This is a genomic window from Mesorhizobium sp. 2RAF21 (assembly GCF_052115345.1).
In the GTDB taxonomy this organism is placed as follows: Bacteria; Pseudomonadota; Alphaproteobacteria; order Rhizobiales; family Rhizobiaceae; genus Mesorhizobium; species Mesorhizobium terrae.
Window position 1 is genome coordinate 25,925 of record NZ_JBFRGM010000031.1, and the last position, 25,041, is coordinate 50,965.

Consider the following 25,041-nt stretch of genomic DNA (forward strand, 5'->3'; position numbering starts at 1 on the left):
GCCTCTTCCTCGAGCTTCGACTACCAGCTTAGAGATTGTTGTGCCCTTAGCTTCGGCGGTAGGGTTCCATTAACGCCGCTGGCTGAGCTACACGCCCGATAAGGCCAGACACTGCGATGATCGTTAACACGTAAGGCAATGACAACAGCAGTTGCGGGGGCAAATCAAAGGCGAAGAGTTGCAGCGACAGTTGAAGGGCATCCGCCGCGCCGAAAGCGATCGCGGCAATAGCCGCATAGATCGGACGCCATCGACCAAAGATCACAATGGCCAGGGCAATAAACCCTTGCCCGACGACAATGGTATCACGAAAAAGACCAACCTGTGCGAGTACGAGATAGGCGCCAGCGGCACCCGCACCGGCACCCGATAAGAGTACCCCGACATAGCGCATAAACGGGACAGAGATTCCTGCATTGGCTGCCGCTATGGGATTCTCTCCGACCGCACGGATATTTAAGCCGAAGGTGGTACGAAATAGCGCAAACTCGGCTGCGAGCACAGCGAAGATTGTAACGTAGAGTAGAATTGAATGTGAAAAGAGCACTGGGCCGAAGAACGGAATGTCCGATAATATGGGGATATGCAAGCCCTCGAACATTGGCACTAGCTCGGGACTCGCGGCCGAGCCAGCCGCGAGTTGATAGCCATAGCTTGCAACGCCGAGGGCTAAGATGTTGAAGACGATACCAACTACCACCTGATTGGCTAGCACTGTGACGTACATCCAGGCAAGGAACAGGTTCACAAATATTCCGACTAATATCGCTACGACGAACCCTAACCAAGGGCTGCCCGAATGGAAGGTGACGAGATAGGCTGCCAGCGCCCCGAGCAGGATCGTCCCTTCGATACCGACATTCAACACTCCTGAACGTTCGGCGAAAATCTCGCCCAGAGCTGTCAGTAGCAGTGGCACGGCGAGGCGCACGCTCGCCGCCAACCAGGTGACGAGAAACGAAGAAATAATGAAGTCATCCAGCATCTTTGACACTTCCCATTTGGTTCCTCGACATCATCGGCGGTCGTATTGTCCAGTAGCGCAGGAAGTCACTGGCAATGACAAAGAGCACGATGAGGCTCTGCAGGATGAAGATGATCGACGAGGGCGCATCGGTGCTGCGCTGCATTGCGTCCGCGCCAACCGAGAGCGCCGCATAGAGGATGGCGATGGGCACTACCGCGAGGGGATTGAGCTTGGCAAGAAGTGCAACCACAATCCCAATGAAGCCCATTCCTCCGCTGAGGCCATCCAGGAGCCGGTGTTGTGTGCCGAGAACCTCGACCAGTCCGGCGAGGGCTGCCACGCCACCAGCGAAAACTGCCGCGAGTACGTAGCGTTGCCCCACGTTGATACCACCGTAGCGCGCCGCTCGGGGGTTTAAGCCGGTCACCACAAACTCGTAGCCGAGGCGCATGCGGCTCATCAGCAACCAGATTGCTGCTGCTGCCAGCAGCGCGATCAGGATACCGGCATGAGTCCGGGTTCCCGGGATGATGATTGGTAACCAGGTCGTCTCTGGTAGCCGCGGGCTCATGGGTAGGTTACCGGTGGCCCGCATCGGGCCGGAGACCAGGAACTGCACGATCAGGATCGCAACATAGTTCGCCATGAGTGAGATTAGCACTTCGTTGCCGCCAAATCTGCTTCGCAGGACACCGACTCCACCTGCCCAGGCTCCACCGACGAGGAACGCCAGGATCGAGGCAATGAGGAGAAAGGCCAAGAACGGCATGGATGCGGTTACGCCGCCATCCAGCGCCAGAAGTGCGTACCAGGTCGCTGCAGCGGCGCCGAGCGTGAGGCACCCATCGAAACCAAGATATCCGAATCCCGAGCGCCAGGCCACACAGGTGCCGAGTGCAACGAGAATCAGCGGGGTGGCGCGGTTCAAAGTGATCCCAAAGCCTCGCAGACTACCGAAGCTTGCATCAAAGAGTGCGACATAGGCATCGATTGGGTTCGAGACGAATGGCATGACCAAAATGATGCCGATCAGGAACGCTAGAACGACCGATCCGATCATGCAGCCGGCAATAGCCAATGGTGAATCGACAGGCGCGAGGCGGCGTTCAAACAACATGAGGATTAGCCTCTTCGAGCAACGCACGTGCCGCTGTTTGTTTCATGCCAGCCATCATAAGGCCAAGGAGCTCGTCGCTCGCCTCAGCCGGGTTAAGTTCGCCCATGATGGCGCCGCCGTGGAGAACAATGATCCGGTCCGCGAGATTGCGGATTTCCTCAAGTTCGGCCGACACCATGAGAACTGCTTTTCCTTGGCTACGCGCCGCCAATATCTCGGCCCATACCCCCTCGATCGCACCGACATCGAGACCCCGGGTCGGTTGCTCGATGACCAATGCCAGCGGATCGCGCATAATCTCGCGCCCAAGGATCAGCTTCTGGAGATTGCCGCCGGACAGCTTGCCAGCATGGAAGCGCACATCTGGGGTCTTTACCCCAAACCTTGCAACGAGTTTCTGTGCATGTTCGTTGATACGCCGTTTGTCACGGAACATCGTCCGTAAGTGGGTAAGCCGACGCTGGCTCCCAAGGATTGCGTTGTCGTCGATGCCAAGCGACACAACCGACCCCACACCACGGCGGTCGGCGGGAACATAGGCCATGCCGAGGTCGTTACGCTGGGCTGGCGACGCCTGCGTGATAGGTGTGCCCGCAAGCTTTACATCGCCCTGCTTCGCCGGTCGCAAGCCCATCACAGCTTCGACGAGCTGTGATTGACCGTTGCCGTCAACGCCTGCCACTCCGACGATCTCGCCTGCATGCACCGTTAGGTCGACATCACGCACTGCCGGCTCGCCGCGATCGTCATCTACATGAAGGCCCTGCATTGTAAGCACCGGATTACCCTGGGGCATTGTTGGGCGCTGGACCTTTAGTAGGACGTCACGCCCTACCATCATTCGAGCCAGCTCCGCCTCATTCGTGTGTGCCTTGTCAACCGTGTCGACGGTGCGTCCGTCGCGCATGATAGTGATGCGATCGGCAACCTCCATGATCTCGTGGAGCTTGTGGGTGACAATGATGATAGAGCGGCCGTCTGCGGCAAGCGCCCGTAGTGTCGCCAGCAGCTTGTCTGTTTCCTGTGGTGTGAGCACCGCGGTCGGCTCATCGAGAATTAGGATTCGCGCGTCGCGGTAGAGCAACTTGATGATCTCTACTCGCTGCTGAACCCCAACCGGGAGTGTATCAATCCGCGCCCAAGGATCGATTTCGAGTTGATGTTGTTCCGATATCGCTTTTAACCGCGCCGCCGCACTACCAAGATCCAGCAGTCCGTGACCGCTCTCGAGGCCAAGAACAACATTTTCGACTACTCGGAAATCTCGCACCAACATAAAGTCTTGGTGGATCATGCCGATGCCACAGCGGATCGCCTCGCGCGGACTAGCAAATTTGACTGGCTGGCCATCGAGAAGTATCTCGCCCTCATCGACCCCGTATGATCCATAGAGAATTTGCATCAGCGTGCTCTTGCCGGCACCATTCTCGCCAAGCAGCGCATGCACCTCACCGGGCATCAATGTTAGACTGGCATGGTCGTTTGCAAGTACGCCGGGGAAACGCTTGACCACGTCCCGTATCTCCAGTTTTGGCCGCATACTTCCTCTTTGCCCGCCAAACAGCGCATGTACCTCCCCCGGCATCGACATTAGACTGGCCTGGTCGTTTGCGGGCACGCTAGGGAAGTGTTCGGCCGCGTCCCGTATTTCCAATTTTGGCTGCATGCTTCCTCCCTTTATTTGCCGATTCTTGGTACCATTAGGCGCGAGCTATTACGGCTGACGCGACGGTCAGCCCATCGATCATTAGCTCTATGCGTGCGTGCCTAATTTAGCAGCAGTGGACTGTACAAGATCGAACATCTCTTGAGTTCACTAGGGCGCACCTGCCGCTCCCTGTTGGCCGCGCCGGTCCGCCGCCGGGTAAGATGGTGAATCAACGTGACGCCTTCGTGCTTGAAATCTAAGCGACTCACTTATTCGAAGGCGTCCAGATCAATTTTTCCGGATTCGAGGTCGTCAAGGATCGATTTGAATTTCGCTTTGGCGTCGGCATCAACTAGTGAAGGGTTGAATTCGGTCAACTGCTCGCCCGTGCCATAGGCTTGAATCCAAATATCCTTGATCGATGGCCTCCATTCAGTGCCGCCTGCGAACTCTCCCGCAGCTAAGGATCGTCCTAACTCGTTCACCATCCAGCGCAAGTTCAGCATGAAGCTTGTCGCCATCCGGTCGGGGGCAAGCGCTGTCTGGTTGGCATAGCATCCGATGACCTTGGCACCAGCGCCAGCCGCACCTTGGATAACACCGAGGCCAGTCACGTCAGCTGCATGCCAGATCACATCGGCACCATTCCCGATCATCGTCAACGCGGCCTCCCTTCCCTTTGCGGCATTATTGTAGTCGCCGGTCACTATACCAAGGCCGCGGATACCTTTAACTGTATTCTCGGCACCGCTGATGAAGGCACGGTTCATCGCCTGCTGCGTCGGATTGTCTCCACCGCCGACGAAACCAACCGCCTTGCCGGCATCAGAAATCAGCGCCGCAAGCGCGCCCGCTGCATACGAGGCGCCGACATAAGCGAGATGGATGAATTGTACGTTGCTGACCGGCTCTAACCCCGCCTGAAAGGCGGTCACGAAGAACTTCTGATCCGGGTATTCCGGTGCAAGTTCGGCAATGGTGTTGCCGAAGTTGTAGCCGTGACCAATGATCAAGTCGAAGCCGTCGTCGGCATAGCCACGGACTACCTCGGGGATTCGCGCCTGAGTGACATTTTCGACATAGGCAGTACCGAAGCCCTTGGCCTTTAGATCGGCAAGGCCTTCAAAAGCGAGCTGATTCCAGCCACCATCTGAAATTGAACCCACCATGAGCAGCGCAACACGCTGCCCGTCCTGAGCCCATAGCCTTCCGGGTAGAAGGGCTGCACCTAGTCCTGTACCTAATCCGGCGAGTACCGCGCGTCGACTAAAATTGATAGAATTCAACCGCATTTCTTCCTCCCTAGGCAGTTAGCCTATTGCTTTATGACATATTTTTGGCACGGTAAGCCCCTCCAATTTTTAGCATTAGAGCAGACCAATCGACCGGCGCGATCTCACTCGAGCTATACACTATGGATAGCTAAGGTAGCAGCGGCACGGCGAGGCGCACGCTCGCTGCCACCAGGTGACGAGAAACGAAGAAATAATGAAGTCATCCAACATCTTTGACTCTTCCCATTTGGCTCCTCGGCATCATCGGCGGCCGTATTGTCCAGTAGCGCAGGAAGTCACTGGCAATGACAGAGAGCAAGATGAGGCTCTGCAGGATGAAGATGATCGACGAGGGCGCACCAGTGCTACGCTGCATCGCGTCCGCGCCAACCGAGAGCGCCGCATAGAGGATGGCGATGGGCACTACTGCGAGTGGATTGAGCTTGGCGTGAAGCGCAACCACGATCCCAAGGAAGCCCATTCCTCCGCTAAGGCCATCCAGGAGCCGGTGTTGTGTGCCGAGAACCTCGACCAGTCCGGCGAGGGCTGCCACGCCACCAGCGAAAACTGCCGCGAGTACGTAGCGTTGCCCCACGTTGATACCACCGTAGCGCGCCGCTCGGGGGTTTAAGCCGGTTACCACAAACTCGTAGCCGAGGCGCATGCGGCTCATCAGCAACCAGATCGCTGCTGCTGCCAGCAGCGCGATCAGGATACCGGCATGAGTCCGGGTTCCCGGGGTGATGATAGGTAACCATGTCGTCTCCGGCAGGTTACCGGCGGCCCGCATCGGGCCGGAGACCAGGAACTGCACAATCAGGACCGCAACATAATTCGCCATGAGTGAGATTAGCACTTCGTTGCCGCCAAACCTGCTTCGCAGGACACCAACTCCACCTGCCCAGGCCCCGCCGGCGAGGAACGCCAGGATTGAGGCAATGAAGAGGAAGGCCAAGAACGGCATGGATGCGATTACGCCGCCATCCAGCGCCAGAAGTGCGTACCAAGTGGCTGCAGCGGCGCCGAGCGTGAGGCACCCTTCGAAACCAAGATATCCGAATCCCGAGCGCCAGGCCACACAGGTGCCAAGCGCAACGAGAATCAGCGGGGTGGCGCGGTTCAAAGTGATCCCGAAGCCTCGCAGACTACCGAAGCTTGCATCAAAGAGTGCGACATAAGCATCGATTGGGTTCGAGACGAATGGCATGATCAAAATGATGCCGATCAGGAGCGCCGGCACGACCGATCCAATCATGCAGCCGGCAATAACCAATGGTGAGTCGACAGGGGCGAGGCGGCGTTCAAACAACATGAGGATTAGCCTCTTCCAGCAACGTGCGTGATGGCACTCATGTGGAGTGCCCTGACCGGCGTCTCGACGGCCAATGCTGGAGATATTGGGGTTTCCGGGACAGAAACCCCAAGCGCGGGAAAGTTATCGGTGGCCTAGGCGAGGATCGAGCCTTTGGTAGGTAGATTTCCACGGCGACGCTTCTTCGAACGCCGCCGATGCTGCCATGACATCGAAATCCGCACCCCTACGTCCCATAATTTGCATTCCAACCGGCAATCCTCCGGACATGCCGGCCGGGATACTTGCGCTAGGGTAACCAGTAAAATTAGTCAGATATGTCATGCACCAACCGATCAGGGGGTCCACTTCCTCCCCGTTGATCCAGGTGGGGCCTTGAGTGAAGCCGTCATCTTGGTTGTGGACTGGCAGACATGCCAGCGTGGGGGCAACGATGTAGTCATACTTTTCGAACGCCTTCGCAAACTCCCTAAAGACTGATTGACGCTTGCGCTGGTCTTGAATCAGATCCTCGACGGTGAGCCGCGGAACCATGTCGACCCACCGCATCATCGGGTCGGGCAATTCTTCCTTGGCAACCGTACGTAGGTCTAACCCTTCCGCCTTTAAACTTTTGAGCGCTTCATGCACCCCGATTGCCTGGAGTCGGTTCCATACGTCGCTAAGTTCACGCTGAGAGTGCGGAATGCGAAGATCTACAGGCTCTATCTCGGCACCGAGCGATTCGAATATCCGCACGGCTGCTGTTATAACTGTCGCCACTTCCGCTTGGACCGGAAAGATTCCGTAGTCGATGGTAAATCCAATTTTCTTACCTTTTACGCCGGCTTTCAACGAGCCGAAGAAATCCACGTTGTCGGTGAGCGCTAGAGCAACATTGCTGTCGAAGCCCTGCACTACGCTCATCACAAGTGCAGCGTCGGCGACGTTGCGAGTGATAGGCCCCTCATAAAGGTACAAGTTCGGCCCAAACTCATCCGGGCCAAGAGGGAATGGTAGGCGTCCAGGAGACGGTTGGAATCCAAACACACCACTCCACGATGAGGGAATACGAATAGACCCACCCCCATCGGTTCCTACCGCGATCGGAACCATACCAGAGGCGACAGCGGCCGCACTGCCGCCAGAGGACCCCCCCGCATTGCGGTCCAGGTCAAAAACATTGTGCGCCGGACCGAACTCCACACTATCTGTCGTCCCTCGAAATCCGAAGACGGGACTGTTGGTATTACCCAGAAATATGCCGTCGGCCGCCTCCGTTCGCTTGGGAAGGTTCGTAGAAGAAGGGGAGATGCGCCCGCGCAATGCTTTTAGCCCCGCAGAGCAAGGCCATCCCTCCTTGGCACTAAACGCATCCTTGTTCAGCAGAGGGACACCAGCTAATGGTCCTGTCTGCTCTCCTCGAACTATACGCTTCTCAAGCCTTGCTGCTGCCTCACGGGCATTATCGAACGCAGCGTAAGATATCGCATTGAGCTGCGGGTTCAATGTTTCGATTCGTTCAATGGCAGCCTCAATCGTTTCGCGAGGGGAAATCTCCTTCGCGTTTACCAATCGGGCTATTTCGGTGGCAGTCATGTCTACTTCTTGAATGTCTACTTTCATGACCGTCCTCTTGTGTCGCTGATGGTTGTGGAGCGTTAAGGCATCCCCCATGCCATACTTTTGGCACGGTAGACCCCGCCATTTTCTTTAATATGGCCATGCCATTTGATCGGCGGCGCGTCAGATCCAAGCAAGCTCAGCAGAATGTTGATCGAACAGTTCCCAACAAATTCGCCACAGTTTGTCGGAAAACCCAATCTCGACCGCGGGCGTGGACCACCTGATCAAGAACTCGATTAGCAGCTGATCGAGTGGACGCGAAACACGTTGCCTCTGCAACCTGTACCTGCTTCTTCGACCGCAACCGATCCGATCCGATCGAAGATATTGCCTTGCGTTGTCAGTTTCGCGCCTGTTTCGAAGTCATCGAGTGAAATACATTTGCTAGTCTCTTAACAGCAACCTCGATCTCACGTGGTGTGTATGCGGCAAAGCCAAGTAAAAATCCAGGCGTGCCTTTGCCTCCTGCGAAGAGTGCCGAGGTCCCGAATAGCTTGATACCATCCCGTTGAGCAGCATCGATGATGACCCGCTCGGAGACATCGCAGGTTAAGAGACAAGGCATTTGCAAGCCGCCAATGGGCACACGAGCCTCCAAAAATGACGAAAGATGTAATTCAACAAGACCGGCCAGAGTCTCAAGCCGCTCGGCGTAGACAGTCCGCATAGCGCGAACATGGGCTCCAAAATGACCGCCGTCGATGAACCGTGCGAGGGTTAATTGCGTGATCGGGGCAGCATACCCATCTAGCACTGTGCGCGCCACAGTCATCGGCCTCACCAACTGGGGAGGAAGAACAAGATATCCAATCCGGAGGCTAGGAAAGAGAGATTTTGTAAATGTGCCAATGTAAATCGTGCGATCATGCGGGTCAAGCCCTTGGACACAGGCCGTAGGTTTACCAGAATAGTGAAATTCACTATCGTAATCATCTTCGATGATCCACGCTTTTTCATGGGCTGCCCAGTCTATCAATGCGAGGCGGCGGTCCAAGCCAAGCTTCGCTCCAGTTGGAAATTGGTGGGATGGCGTCAGAAAGATTGCTTTTACGCCCTTTGAGTCATTAATGACTTGTTCTACCACGACACCCTGATGATCCACACGAACCGGTACGCTTTCCAATTCGGCAGCATCGAACGCTTTGCGTGCACCATTATATCCCGGATCCTCGATGAATATCCGGTCTCCGGGATCCAGCAGCATTGTTGCGCATAGTGTTATCGCCTGCTGCGAACAATTGAGCACAAGGATGCGATCTGCCGAGGCATGAGCACCTCGCTCAAGATTTATATAGTCGGCTATCGCTCTCCTCAGTGGCTCGGCGCCCTGTGGATCTCCATGCTGAAGCGCTTTTATACCAAAATCTTTTAAGGCTTGCCGCCCAAGGCGTTCCCATAATTGGAGAGGAAAATTCCGCGTTTCTGGTATTCCTTGCGTGAACGGCAGCGGGACCGGAGCGTCAGGAACGCCGCCGCCACGAAACGTCGCTGCTCCGCGTTTGCTAAGGTCCGATACTTGGTTACGTTGTAATTCGTAGCGTTTTGATTTTTGTCGAGTCGGCTGGAATTCTGTGAGCTCTGCCACAAAGCTACCACTTCCAACACGCCGTTCAATGAATCCTTCTGCATGAAGCTGGATGTACGCGGCCTCAATTGTATCGCGTGATACACCAAGCGACTTGGCTAGCCCTCTGGTGGCTGGCAATGATTTACCAGGTTCGAGCGCACCGCCTAGGATCAATTGCCGGATTGCGCGGTGTATCCGCGCGTGAAGTGGCATAGACGTATAGGCAGGATGGGCCATCCATGCTTGTACGGATTCAAGTTGAGAGTGCTTGAACAATTGGCCTAATCATCTCCGATGAATTGTGAGGGTAGCTCAGGCCATTGATCAACCATTGATGAATTAAGTGTCAAGGCAGGATCATGGGCAAGATTGTCGATGAGGGTATTTTCGGAAAGTCGGGCGGCTGCCGGGTTGTCGACTGGAGCGGGCCGAGCTTCCCGCACTGAAATCAGAGACCCGAAGCCGTCAAACCGAGACCCACGGGTGCCGTTGAAGTAAGTGGCGCTAGCTCGCCAATGCTAATCCGCCGTAACGACTGACCTCGGTCTCGATCTCGGATGTCAAGCTGTCCAAGGCGGGGTTCCTCGTCTTCCTCGCCCGACGTATGGCATAGGCGAGCGATTGAGGCGCGGGAAGGCGGCTCTCGATCAACTCCATGTCCGGACGCAGATGTCGGTCGCTCAGCAGCGCGACGCCCAGTCCCACGTTCACCGCTGCGACGAGCCCTGCTGCGCTCGAGCATTCAAACCCGGCTTCGAGGTCCGGGCCTCCGTCCTGTCCCATGTCGATTGCCCGCCGTTGGTAGCAGCAGTCGTCGTTGAAGCCGAGGACTGGGATCGCCCATTGAGGGGTCAACGACAGTTCGCGCGACTTGATCTAGTGCAGGTCCTCGCGAAACAGCGCCACGTCGGTCAGCCGGACCTCATCGGAAAAAACCTGAATGATGGCGACGTCCAGTTCGCCGCGCTACAGCATCGTGCGCAGCACCAAGTTCATGCGGATCTTCGTTATCACCACCCCTGCGGATGCAGGCGCCAGAAGCGGCCGGGGATCACCGGCTCCCTTCTTTCCCGTTCGTTTTAGCCTGCGATGAAAGCGTCTGTGCTGATCACTTCGCCATAGAGAAAGGCCAGTGCTGCCATCAGCGCGGCATGAACCTGCGCCGCCGGCGTCGCTACGCCGTCGAACTCCAGATCGCGGGTAGCGCAGGCATCGTGGATAGTGACGGTACTGTAGCCCAGATCGTTGGCCGCGCGTGTGGTGGCATCCACGCACATATGGCTCATCGCGCCGATCACGACGGTTTCCTCGACGCCCTGCTTCTTAAGCAGATCGTCCAGCTCGGTTTCGCGGAAGGAGTTGGGAAAGTTCTTGGTGACGACAGGTTCATCGCCCTGCGGCAGAACTGTCTCGTTGATCTTCGCCCCGTCGCTTCCGGGTACGAAGATCGGTCCGCCGGGCATCTCATGGCGGATGTGGACGACCAGATCACCCTGTTTGCGGGCATGGGCGATGACGCGGGCTGCATTGGCGGCGGCGGCCCCGATCCCCACCAGCGGAAATTTTCCCGTCGGCCAGTATTCGTTCTGGAGATCGACGACGAGGATGGCGCGTTTCGACATTGCAAAATTCCTTTCGGCTCTTGTGTTGCTTGCGCCCAATATCGTTTCAGCTGATGGTCGCGGCCATTGGCAGAATCGACAGAATCAGGGGTAATAACGACAGATGGCAGATGCCCAAATCGGAATTGTTCTTTACCCCGGTGTTCAAATGTCGGCGATCCTCGGATTGACCGACCTGTTCAAAGTCGCCGACCGCATCGCGTTGGATGCAAATGCCGAAGCGCCCCGGCTCCGAGTGCGCCATTTGCAGGCGGATGGAGCGTCAGCGCCGACTGTGGTCTTCGACAGCGACGATGCCGCCGGAACGCCCAAACCAAAGCCCTGCGACGTGCTGATCCTGCCGCCCTCGCTTGAACCGCCGATTGCCCGCGAAGCGGCAGCGCCGCTGGCGGAATGGCTACGCAAGCGTCATAGCGAAGGTGTGGTACTAGCTTCCATCTGCGCCGGCGCCTTTCTACTGGGAGAAACCGGCCTGCCTGCAGGCCGGACGATGACCACTCACTGGAACTATGCCGAAGCCTTCCGAGATCGTTTCCCCGATGTGCTTCTCGATACCGACCGACTAATCATCGACGCGGGCGACATCATCTCGGCCGGGGGGCTGATGGCATGGACCGATCTGGGGCTGAAAATGGTCGATCGCTTTCTCGGCCCGGTCGTCATGGCCAGCACTGCAAGAATGCTGCTGGTCGACCCGCCGGGACGCGAGCAGCGATATTATAGCGGCTTCGTGCCGCGCCTGAATCACGGTGACGCGGCGATCCTCAAGGTGCAACATTTCCTGCAGGCCAATGAGGGTAAGGAGGCGCGGCTGTCGATTCTGGCTGAACAGGCCGGTCTGGAACAGCGGACCTTTCTGCGCCGGTTCCAGAAGGCGACCGGGCTGACCGCGACCGACTATGCGCAGCGCCTGCGTGTAACCAAGGCGCAGGAACTGCTCCAGTTCGGTCAATTGCCGATGGAGCGTGTCGCATGGGAGATCGGCTATTCCGACCCCGGCGCTTTCCGGAAAATCTTCCTGCGCATCGTTGGTCTTTCGCCCAGCGAGTATCGCCAAAGGTTCCATGCTTGAGGCTGGCGTGTTCGTGCACGGAACCTCGGGTGCACCGGAGAGAGCAGAGGCCATCAACCGCTCTTGGCCGGAACATTGCCGAACAGCGCATTCAAGCCTTCCGCCATTGTCGGATGGGCGAGAATAGCGTCTCGAAGCGCCATATGGGGAAGCCCGGCAAGCATCGCCGTCTGCACGACAGCCATGACCTCGCCGGCTTCCGAGCCAATCATGGCAAAGCCGATTATACGGTCGTCGGCATCGACAAGCGCCTTCATGAACCCTTCGGATTCCGATGTCGTGCGCGTCCGCAGTACCGCCTTCGTCGGCAGCTTGGCGACACGCACCGCCACGCCCTTGGCACGCGCCTCTTCCTCGCTTATTCCGACCCGTGCAAGCGGCGGGTCGATGAACATGCAATAGGGCGTCATCCGGTCTTTGGTCGACCGGTTGCCGCCCTTCAGATTGTCGCGGATGGCGCGGAAATCGTCGAGCGACATATGGGTGAATTGCGGCGTTCCCGCGCACTCGCCGATTGCCCAGATGTTCGGGGCGGTCGTCTCCAGCCGATCGTTGACGCGGATATAGCCGCGATCCGTCAGCTCGATGCCTGCCTCTTCCAGCCCTATCCCTCGTGTATTGGGCGTACGGCCGGCCGCGACCAGGATATCGGTGCCCTCAACCATCCGTTGACCGTCAGGAGTGTTGACCAGGACATGCACATGGTTGCCGGACCGCCCTTCCACGCGCTCGACTTCGGCGGACAGCAATAGCTCGACGCCTTCCGCCTGCAGAATGCGCTGGACCTCCCGGGAGACGTCCTCATCCTCGCGCTTGGCCAGTCGCGAACCGCGTTCGATGACGGTGACCCGGCTGCCGAAACGGCGGTAGGCCTGTGCGAATTCGAGGCCGACATAGCCGCCGCCGAGAACGATCAAATGATCCGGGACCCGGTCGAGTTCGAGCACCTCGATGTGGGTGAGCGGCCGGGCTTCCGCCAGGCCCGGAACGGGAGGTACGCTCGCCCGCGTACCCAAATTGAGAAACAGCTTTTCAGCGGCCAGCCGTCGCGTCCCGCCGTCATTGAGCGATACCTCGACGGTGTGCGGCCCGACGACATGCGCGGTTCCCATGACGAGTTCCGCCCCGGTCGCCTTGTACCGTTCGAGGTGGAAGGCGACGAGGCTGTCGACCATGTCACGCTTGCGCTGGAGAACCTTTTTCATGTCGACCGCGACAGGGCCGGTGGTCACGCCGAATTCGCCGGCGCGGCCGACCATCCGAGCGATACCGGCGCTCCAGATTTCGTTCTTGCTGGGAAGGCAGTTGATGTTGGGGCAGGAACCGCCAACCCAGCGGCGTTCGACCACGGCGGTCTTCTCTCCCGCCTGGGCAAGATGCCACGCGAGATATTTGCCACCTTCGCCGCTGCCGATGACAAGGGCGTCGTACCGTTCCGCGTTGGACATTGTTGCTCCCTTGAAGATTGGAAATGGAATCCTGGAGGTGCAGCGGCCGCTTGGGGCCGCTGTAATCATTCGCCAGCGAGTCTGGACTTCAATTCTTCCTCGTTGCGTGACCGAGTTACAAAATCACGCGACGGACACGCCCTACGCATCCTTCGGCAGCACCGAGCGCACCCTGGCAACGAAGACATGAAAATCCTGCATGAAGGTGCGAAGAAACTCGGCGGTGCCGTCATTGGTGACTTCTCCGTCATCGGTGATGAGGCCCGGCGTAAACTGGATATAGGCTTCCGGCGCGTTCATCTGGGGCGAGTTGCAGAAGCCGAGCACGCTGCGCAAATTCTGCTGGGCGACGGCGGTGCCGATTGCGCCCGGTGACGTGCCGATCACTGCCGACGGCTTGCGCGTGAACGAGTTGGTGCCGTAGGGGCGGCTTGCCCAATCGATGGCGTTCTTCAGCCCGCCAGGTATGGATCGGTTATATTCGGGCGTGACGAACAACACGGCATCGACGGCCGCGATCGCCGCCTTGAACGCCTTGCCGGCCGGCGGGAAGTCGGCGTCATAGTCGTAGCTGTAGAGCGGCAGGTCCTTGAAGGATATCTCCGACATTGCAAGTTCCGGCGGAGCGAGCCGTACCAATGCCTTGGCGAGCTTGCGGTTGATCGAGCCCTTGGCGAGGCTGCCGATGAGATAGCCGACCTTATGCGTGGTCATGGGTTCCTCCAGACATCAATGGTTGTCCAGTTCCGAGTTAGCACCGCCCACACCATTGTTTGCCGGTCGAAGGCAATTGTCACCTTGATTGTATGGAGAAGAGGCTGATGCGGGCGAGGTCACGATCAGTTGATTGCCGGAATCGGCCATGTTGCCGTCGCGGCCAATGACGATGATTGTGACTGCCGCCCGCCGGGTCTACCACAAGGCCGATAAGTTGTTTGCGGCTCGATCACCCAGTGAGCGAAACCGCCTTCAAAGCAGCGACAGGAGAGTTAGTCATGGCTGCACACACCCCTGCCAAGGACGGACCTGCGGTACTGCGGGACCTCGGCAAACTGCTGCCAGATCTGGAAGCGCTCTATAAGGACATTCACGCCCATCCCGAACTGTCGATGCAGGAGACGCGAACGGCGGGGATAGCCGCCGAAAGATTGAAACAGGCCGGCTATGAGGTGACGACCGGGGTGGGTAAAACCGGGGTGGTGGGACTGCTTCGCAACGGTGAGGGACCAACCGTGATGCCTATGCAGAGCGGCTGTCGGCCTGGCTGAGGACGGAGGCGAACAGGCCGCGTAAGCAGAAGCGCACGATCAAGCAGTTGCATGCCGACCTGATGAGCCTTGGCTATGAGGGCTCATATGGTCGTGTCGCCGCCTTTGCGCGGGCCTGGAAGGAAGAGCGCCAGCGTCAGATGCAAACGAGCGGGCGCGGCACCTTCGTGCCGTTGGCGTTCGAGCCCGGTGAGGCGTTCCAGTTCGACTGGTCGGAAGACTGGGCGGTCATCGGCGGCGAGCGCACCAAACTTCAGGTGGCGCACTTCAAGCTTAGCTACAGCCGTGCCTTCATCGTGCGGGCCTATCCGCTGCAGACGCACGAGATGCTGTTCGATGCCCACAACCACGCCTTCCGGGTTCTGGGCGGCGTTCCCCGGCGCGGAATCTACGACAACATGCGCACTGCGGTCGACAGGATCGGGCGCGGCAAGGAGCGTCAGGTCAATGCCCGCTTCTCGGCCATGGCCAGCCATTATCTGTTCGAGACCGAGTTCTGCAATCCGGCTTCGGGCTGGGAGAAGGGACAGGTCGAGAAGAACGTCCAGGATGCGCGCCACCGGTTATGGCAGCCGATGCCGCGCTTTCCATCGCTGGAGGCCCTGAACGACTGGCTGGAGCAGCGCTGCCGGGAGCTGTGGCAACAGATTCCCCATGGCCTCAGGCCGGGATCGATTAAAGACATCCGGGTCGAGGAAGCGCGGTTCCTGATGCCCATGCCCCGAGCCTTCGACGGCTTCGTCGAATACACCAAGCGGGTCTCTCCGACCTGCTTGATCCATCTGGAGCGCAACCGCTACAGCGTGCCGGCGTCCTTCGCCAATCGGCCAGTCAGCCTCAGGGTCTATCCGGAACGGATCGTGGTTGCCGCGGAGGGGCGGATCGTATGCGAGCACCGCCGCATCATCGAGCGGTCGCATGACGGCCCCGGTCGCACCGTCTACGACTGGCGTCACTATCTGGCGGTCATCCAGCGCAAGCCCGGAGCCTTGCGCAACGGCGCTCCCTTCACCGAGTTGCCCGAAGCCTTCAAACGGCTGCAGCAGCATCTGCTCAGGAAGCCCGGCGGCGACCGCGAGACGGTCGAGATCCTGTCGCTCGTCCTGCAACATGACGAGCAGGTCGTGCTGACGGCCGTGGAGATGGCGCTGCAGGGCGGCGTTCCGACCAAGGTCCACATCCTCAATCTCCTGCACAGGCTGGTAGACGGCAAGCCGATCGAGACGCCGATCGTGGATGCGCCGCAGGCGCTGAGCCTGGCCAAGGAGCCACAGGCCAATGTCGAGCGCTACGACGCGCTGCGCCAGACCCGGGAGGTGCGCCATGCGTCATGATCCCGCAAGTGCCGCCCTCGTCATCATGCTCAGAAGCCTCAAGATGCACGGCATGGCACAGGCCGTCGCCGAACTCACCGAACAGGCTTCTCCCGCCTTCGAGGCCGCCATACCCATCCTGTCGCAACTGTTGAAGGCCGAGATGGCGGAACGGGAGGTCAGGTCCGTAGCCTATCAGCTCAAGGCAGCCCGCTTCCCGGTCTATCGCGACCTGGCCGGCTTCGACTTTGCCAGCAGCGAGATCAACGAGGCCCTCGTGCGCCAGCTCCATCGATGCGAGTTCATGGACCAGGCCAACAATGTCGTGCTTGTCGGCGGCCCGGGCACCGGAAAGACCCATATCGCCACCGCCCTCGGCGTGCAGGCGGTTGAGCATCATCGCAAGCGTGTCCGCTTCTTCTCCACCGTCGAGCTCGTCAACACGCTCGAGCAGGAGAAGGCCCAGGGCAAGGCCGGCCAGATCGCCAACCGGCTCGCTCATTCCGATCTCGTCATCCTGGACGAACTCGGATACCTGCCCTTCAGCGCGTCAGGCGGGGCGCTGCTGTTCCATCTGCTGAGCACGCTCTACGAGCGCACCAGCGTCGTCATCACCACCAACCTCAGCTTCAGCGAATGGGCCACCGTCTTCGGCGATGCCAAGATGACAACCGCACTCCTCGATCGGCTCACCCATCACTGCCATATCCTGGAGACCGGAAACGACAGCTTCCGCTTCAAGAACAGCTCTGCCCAGACAACACCAACAAAGAAGGAGAAAGCACCCACCTTGACCAAGACCTGAGACCCAAACCATACATGAAGGCGGGTCACTTCTCGGCGAAAATCCCGGGTCAGCTCTCAGCGGAAATCAACACCCAGGGTTCTTGCCGACGGATAACTGCATCGAGCACCGCCAATGCGGCCCCCGTCGTCAATGACAAGTCCTCCATCGCCTCCGCTGCGCCGTCCGATGACGAAACGGCTCGGCGCAGCCAAATAGGGATTGGGGCGACAGGCACGCCAGCATGTGCCTGGTCATGGCGTCTCAGGACAGTTTCAGGGCTTAGAATCATCGCAAACACGATGACGCATCGCGGCGGTTTCGGCAATCATTTCGGTAGCGAAGCGCCGCACCTGCCGGCTTCGTATAATGAACGATAATCTTGCCTGGAGTGATGGTCGCGGAACCGCTCCGCCCGATATTTCGAGACCCGGACGATCACGATTATCGTCTGACCCTCTCGATTGGTCAATAACACTCGCGAAGCGCCCGATTTCGTTCCAGACGAACAGGGCTCCAACCTCCCTGTGGCATGATAGCTACCATTTAAAGCAAAAGCCTTCGTCACGGTTAACGCGTCCTTTCCAGGCCGCTGGCACGAGATCTAGAGTGAGCTGCGGCCGACAAGAGGAACTACGATGGCATCGAACTTTGCACACGCACGCGAGCTCCTCGCCAAGGCCAAACTGGAGCTGTCTGGCGATGATGAAACGAGTAGGAAATCGCGCCGCGCGATCGATCTCCTCATCGGCGCCATTATGGCCGAGGAATATGCGAGCCCTCGTCCGCCGGCGGAGATCATCTCATTTGAACTCGCGGCCCGGCAACGGCAAGGGTGACCTTCTATCAAGGAAACCATTGCCTCATCGCACGAGCAAACCGGCTCTTTAAACCTGATCATCCCGCCATCCTTGCCGTTGAGCCGTTCGATTTGAACGCCGCCATCAGCATCGGGCCGACCGTAAACTCCCCTGCCCTCGCCTTTTCGGTGAGCGCCCTCAGGTATCCGCCGGCCGAATTGATGTGCTGGGCACGCTGCAGAATACAGGCGATGACAATCGCCGCGGTTTCCGGCCCCATGACGTGGCAAGCATCCTCATAGGCCGACGGTGAGACCCCCAGATATCCCCTCACCTGGGCGGCCACCGCCATTAAATCTCGCCAACTGGGGATCCCGTCGACCGCGTAGTCGATGATTTCCGGGCAAGCCTTCAGCACAAATCCAAGGGGATAGCCTTTCGGTGGCTCCTGCGGGTCTCGTCTGGGCTCGGCCGTCGCCCCGCTTTTTTCCAAAGCAGGTTCAAATTCAATAGGAGAGTTGGTATTTGAATCAGAATACTGCCGCTCAGTTCGATCGTCATTGCCGTTTGAATTTTCGACATTCATGTGAGAATTCAGCAGGGTATCCACCTCTTCGCGGATCGCAGCCAGATCGCCCACAATTGGCTCCAGATCGGCGGTGGCCGCACGGCGCGGAATTGCATCGACAACAGCCCTGAACCGCTTCCAGAGACCGCCCCAGTCGCCTGGAACGTCTTCCTCGACGGCCGCCTCGATCAGCTTGCTGATGTCCCTGCGGTGCAGCGTGATGCGTTCCCGCATGAGCTTCAGGGCTCGGTTGCCTGCACGGACTCGCTCTGCGGCCGCGGAAAACTCATCGGCGCGGGCGAGCATCGGCGCGAGGGAGAACCCAAAGGCTTCCTCGAAGGCCCCTCCCCTGCCCTTACGAGCGTATCGTTTGCCGTTGGGGCTGTCCCGCCGGATGATCAGGCCGTTCTCGACCAAAGCCGCCAGGTGCCGCCGCAACGTGGGCTCCGACATTCCATGCGCCCGCAGGATCAACTGCCGGTTCGACGGAAACACGACCAGGCCGTTTTCCTCCGACAATTCGTCATCCGGATAGAACGACAGCAAGGCCGCCAGAACCGCGAGAGCGCGATCACCTATACCGACGACAGATTTGCCTTCGCAGATATCCCGGTAAGCCCGCCACTTGTCGACGGCCTTGCCGGCAGGGATTTCACGTGAATCGTTTTGTGCTGCCAATAAGGCAAGCGACACCGGCCGCCGCCCAAAAGGCGTCGTTGCAATGCGCGTATCCATATCTTTCCTTCACCCTCTCAATGGGCAAAAGAAATCTGCTCGCCGAATCGACGCTAATGACTCTTGACAGTGATTCGCGGATTTGCGATTCTCGCTCTTGCTGAGAATACGAGAGAGGCTTCCGCGGTTCGCCGTTCGGGGGCCTTTTTCTTTTGCGGTTTCAGACTCCTGTTGATGTTTTTTCCGACTTCCGGAACGCCTCGTAAAGATCGTCCAGTCGTTGTGCGATATATGTTGCGAAGCTCGGACCATCCTTGGCTTCGTAGGTCACTACCGCCTTCTTCGCGCTAGCCTTAACGGTGACGCTGACCGAGCCATCTTCGGGTTCCCAAGACTTGGACTTCGGCGTGTCTTTGATTGGCCGCGCGGGTGTCAGCGCGTCGAAAGCGTCTTGAAAGCGCTGGTCGCTTGAGTTGTCCGCGGACAACGATGCGAGAATTCTTTTCAATTCGGCTTGCGCAATCGGCAATTTTTCGGCCAGTTCCATCCAGCGCCGACGCCCGATCTGTGGCGCAGCACCGATCGCTTCTATTAACTCGATCGGAATCTGGCGCACTACGGATAGCATCTTCGACAGTGCCGCCTTGTCTACGTTAAGAGCAGCCATGATCACATCTCGCTCGAAGGATCGATCCTCGAGGCGGGACGCGAACAATGCCCGCTCTATGTACGATAGATTGGTTCGAGCGTTGTTTTCTTGCCCTTGGCTCACGACCAGTTGGTCGTCGGACAACTCCCGAATAACGGCCTTTACCTTGAAGCCGAGTTGCCTCACAGCTACCAACCGGCGGTGGCCATAGGCGACCTGGTAGCGGCCGTCGATCGTTGGATGAGGGCGAACGAGGATTGGCACTTGCTGTCCATGTTCGCGGATTTGCTCGACGAGGTCGTCCAGATCTGTTGGATCCATGCCGAGGCGGTCGCTGATGAAAGAAGCGTCGACCAAAGCTGGATCTAGATCCACGATCAGCTTGCCCTCAGCCAACTGCTTCTCGATGTCCTGAGCGCGTTCGACCTTCTGGGTGATATTGCCTAGCGTTCGAGTAATGCCGCCAATTGGCGCGCTGCGAACCTTTGGCGGAACGAAGCCGGCAATCGGCCTAACATCCGTAGGCGTAGTTGGCACTTGGTCGGAAGAGGATATTCCAATAAGATTCTTGCGTGCCATTATTTCCTGCTCCACGTGGTACGCAGCAGGCCTTCAATCTCGGAATTTACAGCGTTGAGCGATTCTATGGCTCTGTCATAGGTGCCCCGTGTAAACTGAGAGCGCTCGACCTCATAAAGCGTCTGTTTGGTGACGCCGGCGTCGGAAATCGCGGTAGACTTCAGCATATGGTTGTGGAGCATACGATTTCCGAAAATGGCTCTCATGAAGCCCGTCATCTGGCTTTGAGGACCGTCGTTCGGCTCATATCTGGTAACGAGATATCGCATCCAATCGTAGCTGGTACGGCCGCCAGCTTTCTCGACGACGGCCATCATCTCGCTCGTCATGGCCAGAAACTGGCTCATCGACATCACGTCGAGCATCTGAGGATGAACGGTGATCAGCACAGACGTTGCCGCACACAGGGCAGACATCGTCAAGAAACCGAGCTGCGGTGGGCAGTCGATGATTACGACATCATATAGGCTCTCGATGTCGGCTAGCACTTCTCCGATCCGAGCGAAGAACATCGATTCGACCGATCCGGAGGTGATCGCTCTGGGTGTTTCGTGTTCAAATTCCATCAGTTCGAGATTGCCGGGCACGATATGGAGGTTCTGCGTGTAGGTGGCTCGAACGATCCCAGCGATCGATACTGGCTCATCGTAACGGATCGCGCCGTAGAGGGTTTCACCTTCACCAACGTCAAGCTCGGGCTGGTGACCGAAGAGAGCCGAGAGCGAGGCCTGCGGATCGAGGTCAATTGCCAGAACGCGATAGCCACGCAATGCCAAAAACTGGGCCAGATGCGCCGATGTGGTCGTCTTCGCGGAACCACCCTTGAAGTTCATGACAGCGATTACCTGCAGCTTCTCGCCGGGTCGCCTGATCGGGATATACTTCGGTGTACCGTTCTTCTCGTCGAGCGATCGGCGAATGTTTTCCATGTCGGCCGGGGAATAGATTCGGCGGCCATTAGCCAGCGGCTCGGGGCCGTTTCCCTCTGAAGCGACTTGACGCAGGTAGCCCTCGCCGATCCCGATATAGTATGCGGCTTCGGCTGGCGTGAAATGCCGGATCGTCTTCTGGGACGTCGGTGGAAATATCTTCTGCTGGTGCAGTTGGAGTTGGCGTGACAACTCCGCCGAATCCGCGGACAACATCGATGGAAGATGCTCTTGTCCGGTGCTCCGAATCGTCGTCTGCAACATGGTAAATCCTCGAACTGCGCTTATGAATGGTGTTTCGTTCAATCTGCGCAGCTACAGTATGGTCCGATTCGTAAAGAATTTACAAACGTTTAACCATGACAGAAATCGGCTCACGCCAAGGCGAGTTGTCCGCGGACAACTCTTCCCGCCTGCGAAGTCGATCGAAGGTGCCTGGAATCTAACAAATCTACGATGACGACACTGGCTGAAACACTTCGCTCGATCACGTCGGCGTTCGCTTGAGGGGTGGTCGTTGGGCAGTCGGTGATGTTTTTCGGCACGAAAATTGGATCGTTCCGGTCTTGGCCCATCCCGCTGATTTTCGGATCTCGAGCTATAGAGACCCAGAACAGTATTGGCCCAATGGCAGCCTGGGCGCGCTTCAGATGCGTGCGTAGCCGACATGTCGGCGTCTGGTCGATGGGAAGCACGTAGGTCGCGTGCTAACAGCCATTTGGAGCGTCTGAGAGGGCAGGGTGCCTTGCCACACGGTTACAATGGGGCAGGGGACCTTCTCCCGTTGCCGTCAAGGAGCACCGGATCAGTCTACTTTACGAGGTGGGTCGACGTTATCCACAACCATGCTTCCGGACCGACTCCGGAACTAGATACCGTTGCGAACGCATTCCGACGCCAGGCGAAGGGGTACAATATCGATTTGACTGGGCTGAAGGGGGAACGGGTTCTCGGCAGTTTCTCTCGGAAACGACGGTCGGATTGAAATCGCTTCCAATCCGAATCAGTCGCGATGGCCGCCTGTTCGGGATGAGGGGCCTGTATTCGCAATGCTATCGCTCGGCGATGATCGCTTTGCAACGAACACATTGGGTGGGAATGGATGGACAAACGGAGATTCGATCGCCATAACGATCGGGTGGAAATGGGTGGAATAATAGAATGGCGCTGGACGCCTCAACGCTGCGCATTACGCCTGAGATACTGTCGCTGATCGCGCAGATCGATGAATTCAAGGGAGCATGGCGAGCGATCGGGAGGATTGCACCGGAACGTTTGTCCAGTTTGCGTCGTGTTGCGACCATTGAAAGCATCGGTTCTTCGACCCGCATCGAAGGCGCCAAGCTCACCGACCGTGAGGTCGAGGCGCTGCTGGCGAATATCCGGATCGGCTCGTTTGCGACGCGCGATGAGCAGGAGGTTGCCGGTTATGCTGATGTCATGGAGACGATCTTTGGCGCCTATGATGCAATCCCACTGACGGAGAACCATATTCAGCAGCTCCACCGGGATCTCTTGGCTCATTCCGGCAAGGATGAGCGTCATCGCGGTGCTTACAAGACCCTTGCCAATCATGTCGAAGCCTTCGACGAAGAAGGCAAGAGCCTGGGCGTTGTGTTCGAGACCGCGACACCCTTCGACACGCCGCAGCGGATGGCCGAACTGGTCGCATGGACCGGGGACGAGGATGGCGCGCTGCATCCCCTGCTGGTCATCGCGATCTTCGTCGTCGTGTTTCTTGAAATTCACCCTTTTCAGGACGGCAATGGTCGCCTGTCGCGGGTTCTGACGACGCTTCTCCTGTTGAGGGCCGGCTACGCTTATGTTCCCTACAGCTCTCTGGAAAGCGTCATCGAGCAGAGTAAGGACAGCTACTATCTGGCCTTGCGGCGGACGCAAAAGACGATTCGATCCGATGCACCCGACTGGAATCCGTGGCTGGAGTTCTTCCTCCATGCGATGCAACGGCAGAAAGAGCGGCTCGAAAAGAAAATGGCGCGCGAGCGCGTGATGGTTGCCGCGCTTCCCGAATTGTCCGTCCTGATCCTCGAACTGGCCCGGGAACACGGAAGGGTCACGATTGCCGAGGTCGTGAGAGCGAGCGGCGTTAGCCGCAACACGGTCAAGGACCATATCAGGACGCTTGCCGAGCAAGGCCATCTACAATTGCATGGTGCCGGCCGTGGTGCCTGGTATGGCCTTCCCTGATTTCGTCCCCTGAATTAATTCGGCTGCGACTGTCTTTTCCCAATTGCGCCAACAAGCCTGCAATCGGGGCAGGGGAGGGGGCTTTTCTACAGCCCGGATGCCTTTGTGAGATTGACGCGGAATCTGTCTCTTCGGCGCTGGTATTTTCGGGTCATTTCGGCGGAGGCGTGGCCGAGCTGCTTTTGTACGTAGCGTTCGTCGACCTCGGCGGAGGAGGCGAGGCCGGCCCTGAGCGAGTGGCCGGCGAATTTTTGCTCGCGCTCGCCTTCGGAAAGATCGCCGCGCACGCCGGCGGCAAGTACCGTTCGCTTGACCAGGCGCGCCACCTCCTGATCGTTGAGCCGGTCGGCGCCAACGGCCTTGCCCTGACCGGTGACACGGCGAAACAGCGGCCCGTGGCCGATCTTTGCGAACTTCAGCCAGGTTTCGAGCGCCACCACCGGGCAGGTGGCGTCGGCCGAGCCGCGGCCGACTTCGACCTCGCGCCAGCCGGTTTTTCCTCGGAGCGTGACAAGCAGGCCCTTGCCGGGAAAAAATTCGACCCAGCCGCTGCTGTCTTCGGTCTGGTCGCGGCCTACATCGAGGCCGACGATCTCGGAGCGGCGCAGGCCGCCGGCAAAGCCGAGAAGCAGCATGGCGCGGTCACGCAAACCGCGCAGGGTCCCGCGGGGAAGCGTTTCGAGCATGGCGATCAGGTCTTCGGGCAGCACCGCCTCCTTCTGCCGCGGCGGGGAAGCGTGTTTGTTGCGGATACCGGCCATGACGGTCGCGATGTGCCGGTCCTTGCGGTCGAGCGGCTGGCCGCGCTGGGCAAAATTCCAGGTCAGAGCGGAAAGGCGGCGTTCGATCGTCGCCACCGATTTTTTGTCCCCTGAGGCGGCGCCTGCCGCACTGCCGGAGGCGAGCGCGGTGATGTAGAGCCCGACCGTCTGCGGATCGGGCGGCAGCAACGCAAAACCCTGCCGGCGGCACCAGCTGGAAAAATGCTTCCAGTCCGACGCATAGGCGCGGCGCGTGTTGGCCGAGCTCGCCGCCTCGACATATTTTCGTGCCTGATCGGCCAGCGTCTCCAGATGCGCGGGCAGGGGAGCCCCGGCCGCCGGGACGACCGCCAGGGGAGAGGCGTGGCTGGCATCGCCGGTGGAAAGCCGATGGTCGGCCTGCGAATGACTTTCGGGCGATGAACGGTAAGCCTCCGGCCTGTCTTCGGGCGTATCGGAAAGTCCGGTGGGCCTTCCGAGTGCGGGCGAACGCCCGAAGGGCTGGGAGCTATGGCGGAGGGCCTTCGCTTCATCCGCCGGCGGCTCTTGCGGCGCGCGGCCCATCTCCCGGACGATGTCGACGATGTCAGGCAGGTCGTTGTCCGGTTTAGCCGTGACGACCGGTGTTTCGCGCATGGCCGCGGCTGCCGGTGCTGCGGGATCGACGACAGAGGGTGTCTCCTGGGATCGAGCGGAGCGGTGCTCGGCCCGGTTTTCGGAGTTTTGTGTGGGTTGACCGTTTTTTGTGCTGCACACATGCGGCCCTTTTCAATAGCTTAGACGATTCAGATTTGCGAGACTGATTCACTTTTCGTGAGACTACGCTACAATCCGATTCGGATATAGTGAGATCACGTTGGCGATCATCGCAACAT

General features: G+C 58.6%; 19 protein-coding genes and 2 pseudogenes. 6 read left to right on the forward strand and 15 right to left on the reverse strand.

Annotated features, from left to right (window positions below):
- Positions 1–46: 46 nt before the first annotated feature.
- The 9 genes and pseudogenes from AB4136_RS31130 to AB4136_RS31170 all read right to left on the reverse strand — a co-directional run bounded on the left by AB4136_RS31130 (position 47) and on the right by AB4136_RS31170 (position 11,112).
- Complete coding sequence (locus tag AB4136_RS31130) at positions 47–985, reverse strand: ABC transporter permease (RefSeq protein WP_137902045.1); 939 nt, start codon at positions 983–985, stop codon at positions 47–49.
- On the reverse strand, positions 975–2,084 hold the full coding sequence (locus AB4136_RS31135; protein ID WP_441932137.1) for an ABC transporter permease: 1,110 nt from the start codon (positions 2,082–2,084) through the stop codon (positions 975–977). The genes AB4136_RS31130 and AB4136_RS31135 overlap by 11 nt, the downstream gene beginning before the upstream one ends.
- Entirely contained in the window at positions 2,074–3,750 is a 1,677-nt protein-coding gene (locus AB4136_RS31140; protein ID WP_441932139.1) for an ABC transporter ATP-binding protein, read from the reverse strand. Before AB4136_RS31140 ends, AB4136_RS31135 begins: the two co-directional genes overlap by 11 nt.
- Before the next feature lie 251 nt (positions 3,751–4,001).
- Positions 4,002–5,024, reverse strand: coding sequence for a BMP family protein (locus AB4136_RS31145; RefSeq protein ID WP_137902044.1), 1,023 nt, complete (start codon positions 5,022–5,024; stop codon positions 4,002–4,004).
- Positions 5,025–5,226: 202 nt separating this feature from the next.
- The gene (locus AB4136_RS31150; protein ID WP_441932142.1) at positions 5,227–6,318 is read right to left on the reverse strand and encodes an ABC transporter permease; all 1,092 of its coding nucleotides are present in this window, start codon (positions 6,316–6,318) and stop codon (positions 5,227–5,229) included.
- Between the two features lie 123 nt (positions 6,319–6,441).
- Positions 6,442–7,923 (reverse strand): amidase, encoded by a 1,482-nt coding sequence (locus AB4136_RS31155; protein WP_137902043.1) that lies wholly within the window; start codon positions 7,921–7,923, stop codon positions 6,442–6,444.
- Between the two features lie 340 nt (positions 7,924–8,263).
- A complete protein-coding gene (gene pdxR, locus AB4136_RS31160) occupies positions 8,264–9,727 on the reverse strand; it encodes a MocR-like pyridoxine biosynthesis transcription factor PdxR (protein WP_441932143.1) in 1,464 nt (487 codons plus the stop codon).
- A 267-nt stretch (positions 9,728–9,994) separates the two neighbouring features.
- Positions 9,995–10,542 (reverse strand): annotated as a pseudogene (locus AB4136_RS31165) (LysR substrate-binding domain-containing protein); the annotation flags it as partial.
- A gap of 27 nt (positions 10,543–10,569) precedes the next feature.
- Positions 10,570–11,112, reverse strand: coding sequence for a cysteine hydrolase family protein (locus AB4136_RS31170; protein ID WP_137902041.1), 543 nt, complete (start codon positions 11,110–11,112; stop codon positions 10,570–10,572).
- Positions 11,113–11,260: 148 nt separating this feature from the next.
- Here AB4136_RS31170 and AB4136_RS31175 point away from each other — a divergent pair, with 148 nt between their 5' ends.
- Complete coding sequence (locus AB4136_RS31175) at positions 11,261–12,184, forward strand: GlxA family transcriptional regulator (RefSeq protein WP_441932146.1); 924 nt, start codon at positions 11,261–11,263, stop codon at positions 12,182–12,184.
- 53 nt (positions 12,185–12,237) lie between these two features.
- On the opposite strand, the gene AB4136_RS31180 is transcribed toward AB4136_RS31175, so the two are convergent.
- Together AB4136_RS31180 and AB4136_RS31185 are read right to left on the reverse strand one after the other, a co-directional pair.
- Positions 12,238–13,632: a mercuric reductase gene (locus AB4136_RS31180; protein ID WP_137902039.1), complete on the reverse strand. Its 1,395-nt coding sequence runs from the start codon at positions 13,630–13,632 to the stop codon at positions 12,238–12,240.
- Positions 13,633–13,773: 141 nt separating this feature from the next.
- Positions 13,774–14,346: an NADPH-dependent FMN reductase gene (locus tag AB4136_RS31185; RefSeq protein WP_137902038.1), complete on the reverse strand. Its 573-nt coding sequence runs from the start codon at positions 14,344–14,346 to the stop codon at positions 13,774–13,776.
- A gap of 281 nt (positions 14,347–14,627) precedes the next feature.
- Here AB4136_RS31185 and AB4136_RS31190 point away from each other — a divergent pair, with 281 nt between their 5' ends.
- The 4 genes and pseudogenes from AB4136_RS31190 to AB4136_RS31205 all read left to right on the forward strand — a co-directional run bounded on the left by AB4136_RS31190 (position 14,628) and on the right by AB4136_RS31205 (position 17,836).
- Positions 14,628–14,900: a hypothetical protein gene (locus tag AB4136_RS31190; protein ID WP_441932148.1), complete on the forward strand. Its 273-nt coding sequence runs from the start codon at positions 14,628–14,630 to the stop codon at positions 14,898–14,900.
- Positions 14,867–16,234, forward strand: a pseudogene (gene istA, locus AB4136_RS31195) (IS21 family transposase); the annotation flags it as partial. The gene AB4136_RS31190 and the pseudogene istA, both read left to right, overlap by 34 nt.
- Entirely contained in the window at positions 16,224–17,018 is a 795-nt protein-coding gene (gene istB, locus AB4136_RS31200) for an IS21-like element helper ATPase IstB (protein WP_137902037.1), read from the forward strand. The pseudogene istA and the gene istB, both read left to right, overlap by 11 nt.
- A 617-nt stretch (positions 17,019–17,635) precedes the next feature.
- The gene (locus tag AB4136_RS31205) at positions 17,636–17,836 is read left to right on the forward strand and encodes a hypothetical protein (protein ID WP_137902036.1); all 201 of its coding nucleotides are present in this window, start codon (positions 17,636–17,638) and stop codon (positions 17,834–17,836) included.
- A 58-nt stretch (positions 17,837–17,894) separates the two neighbouring features.
- Here the strand turns inward: AB4136_RS31205 and repC are convergent, their stop codons facing one another.
- From repC to repA, 3 genes are all read right to left on the reverse strand, one after another.
- Positions 17,895–19,100 carry a plasmid replication protein RepC gene (gene repC / locus AB4136_RS31210; protein ID WP_137902035.1) on the reverse strand — a complete coding sequence of 402 codons (1,206 nt, stop codon included), beginning with the start codon at positions 19,098–19,100 and terminating at the stop codon, positions 17,895–17,897.
- A 160-nt stretch (positions 19,101–19,260) separates the two neighbouring features.
- Complete coding sequence (gene repB, locus AB4136_RS31215) at positions 19,261–20,268, reverse strand: plasmid partitioning protein RepB (RefSeq protein WP_137902034.1); 1,008 nt, start codon at positions 20,266–20,268, stop codon at positions 19,261–19,263.
- Entirely contained in the window at positions 20,268–21,461 is a 1,194-nt protein-coding gene (gene repA / locus AB4136_RS31220) for a plasmid partitioning protein RepA (protein WP_137902033.1), read from the reverse strand. The genes repB and repA overlap by 1 nt, the downstream gene beginning before the upstream one ends.
- Before the next feature lie 897 nt (positions 21,462–22,358).
- Between repA and AB4136_RS31225 the strand changes: the two genes are divergently transcribed.
- Positions 22,359–23,405: a Fic family protein gene (locus AB4136_RS31225; protein WP_137902032.1), complete on the forward strand. Its 1,047-nt coding sequence runs from the start codon at positions 22,359–22,361 to the stop codon at positions 23,403–23,405.
- A gap of 86 nt (positions 23,406–23,491) precedes the next feature.
- Here AB4136_RS31225 and AB4136_RS31230 read toward each other — a convergent pair whose 3' ends face one another.
- Entirely contained in the window at positions 23,492–24,802 is a 1,311-nt protein-coding gene (locus tag AB4136_RS31230; RefSeq protein ID WP_137902031.1) for a site-specific integrase, read from the reverse strand.
- Positions 24,803–25,041 lie beyond the last annotated feature (239 nt).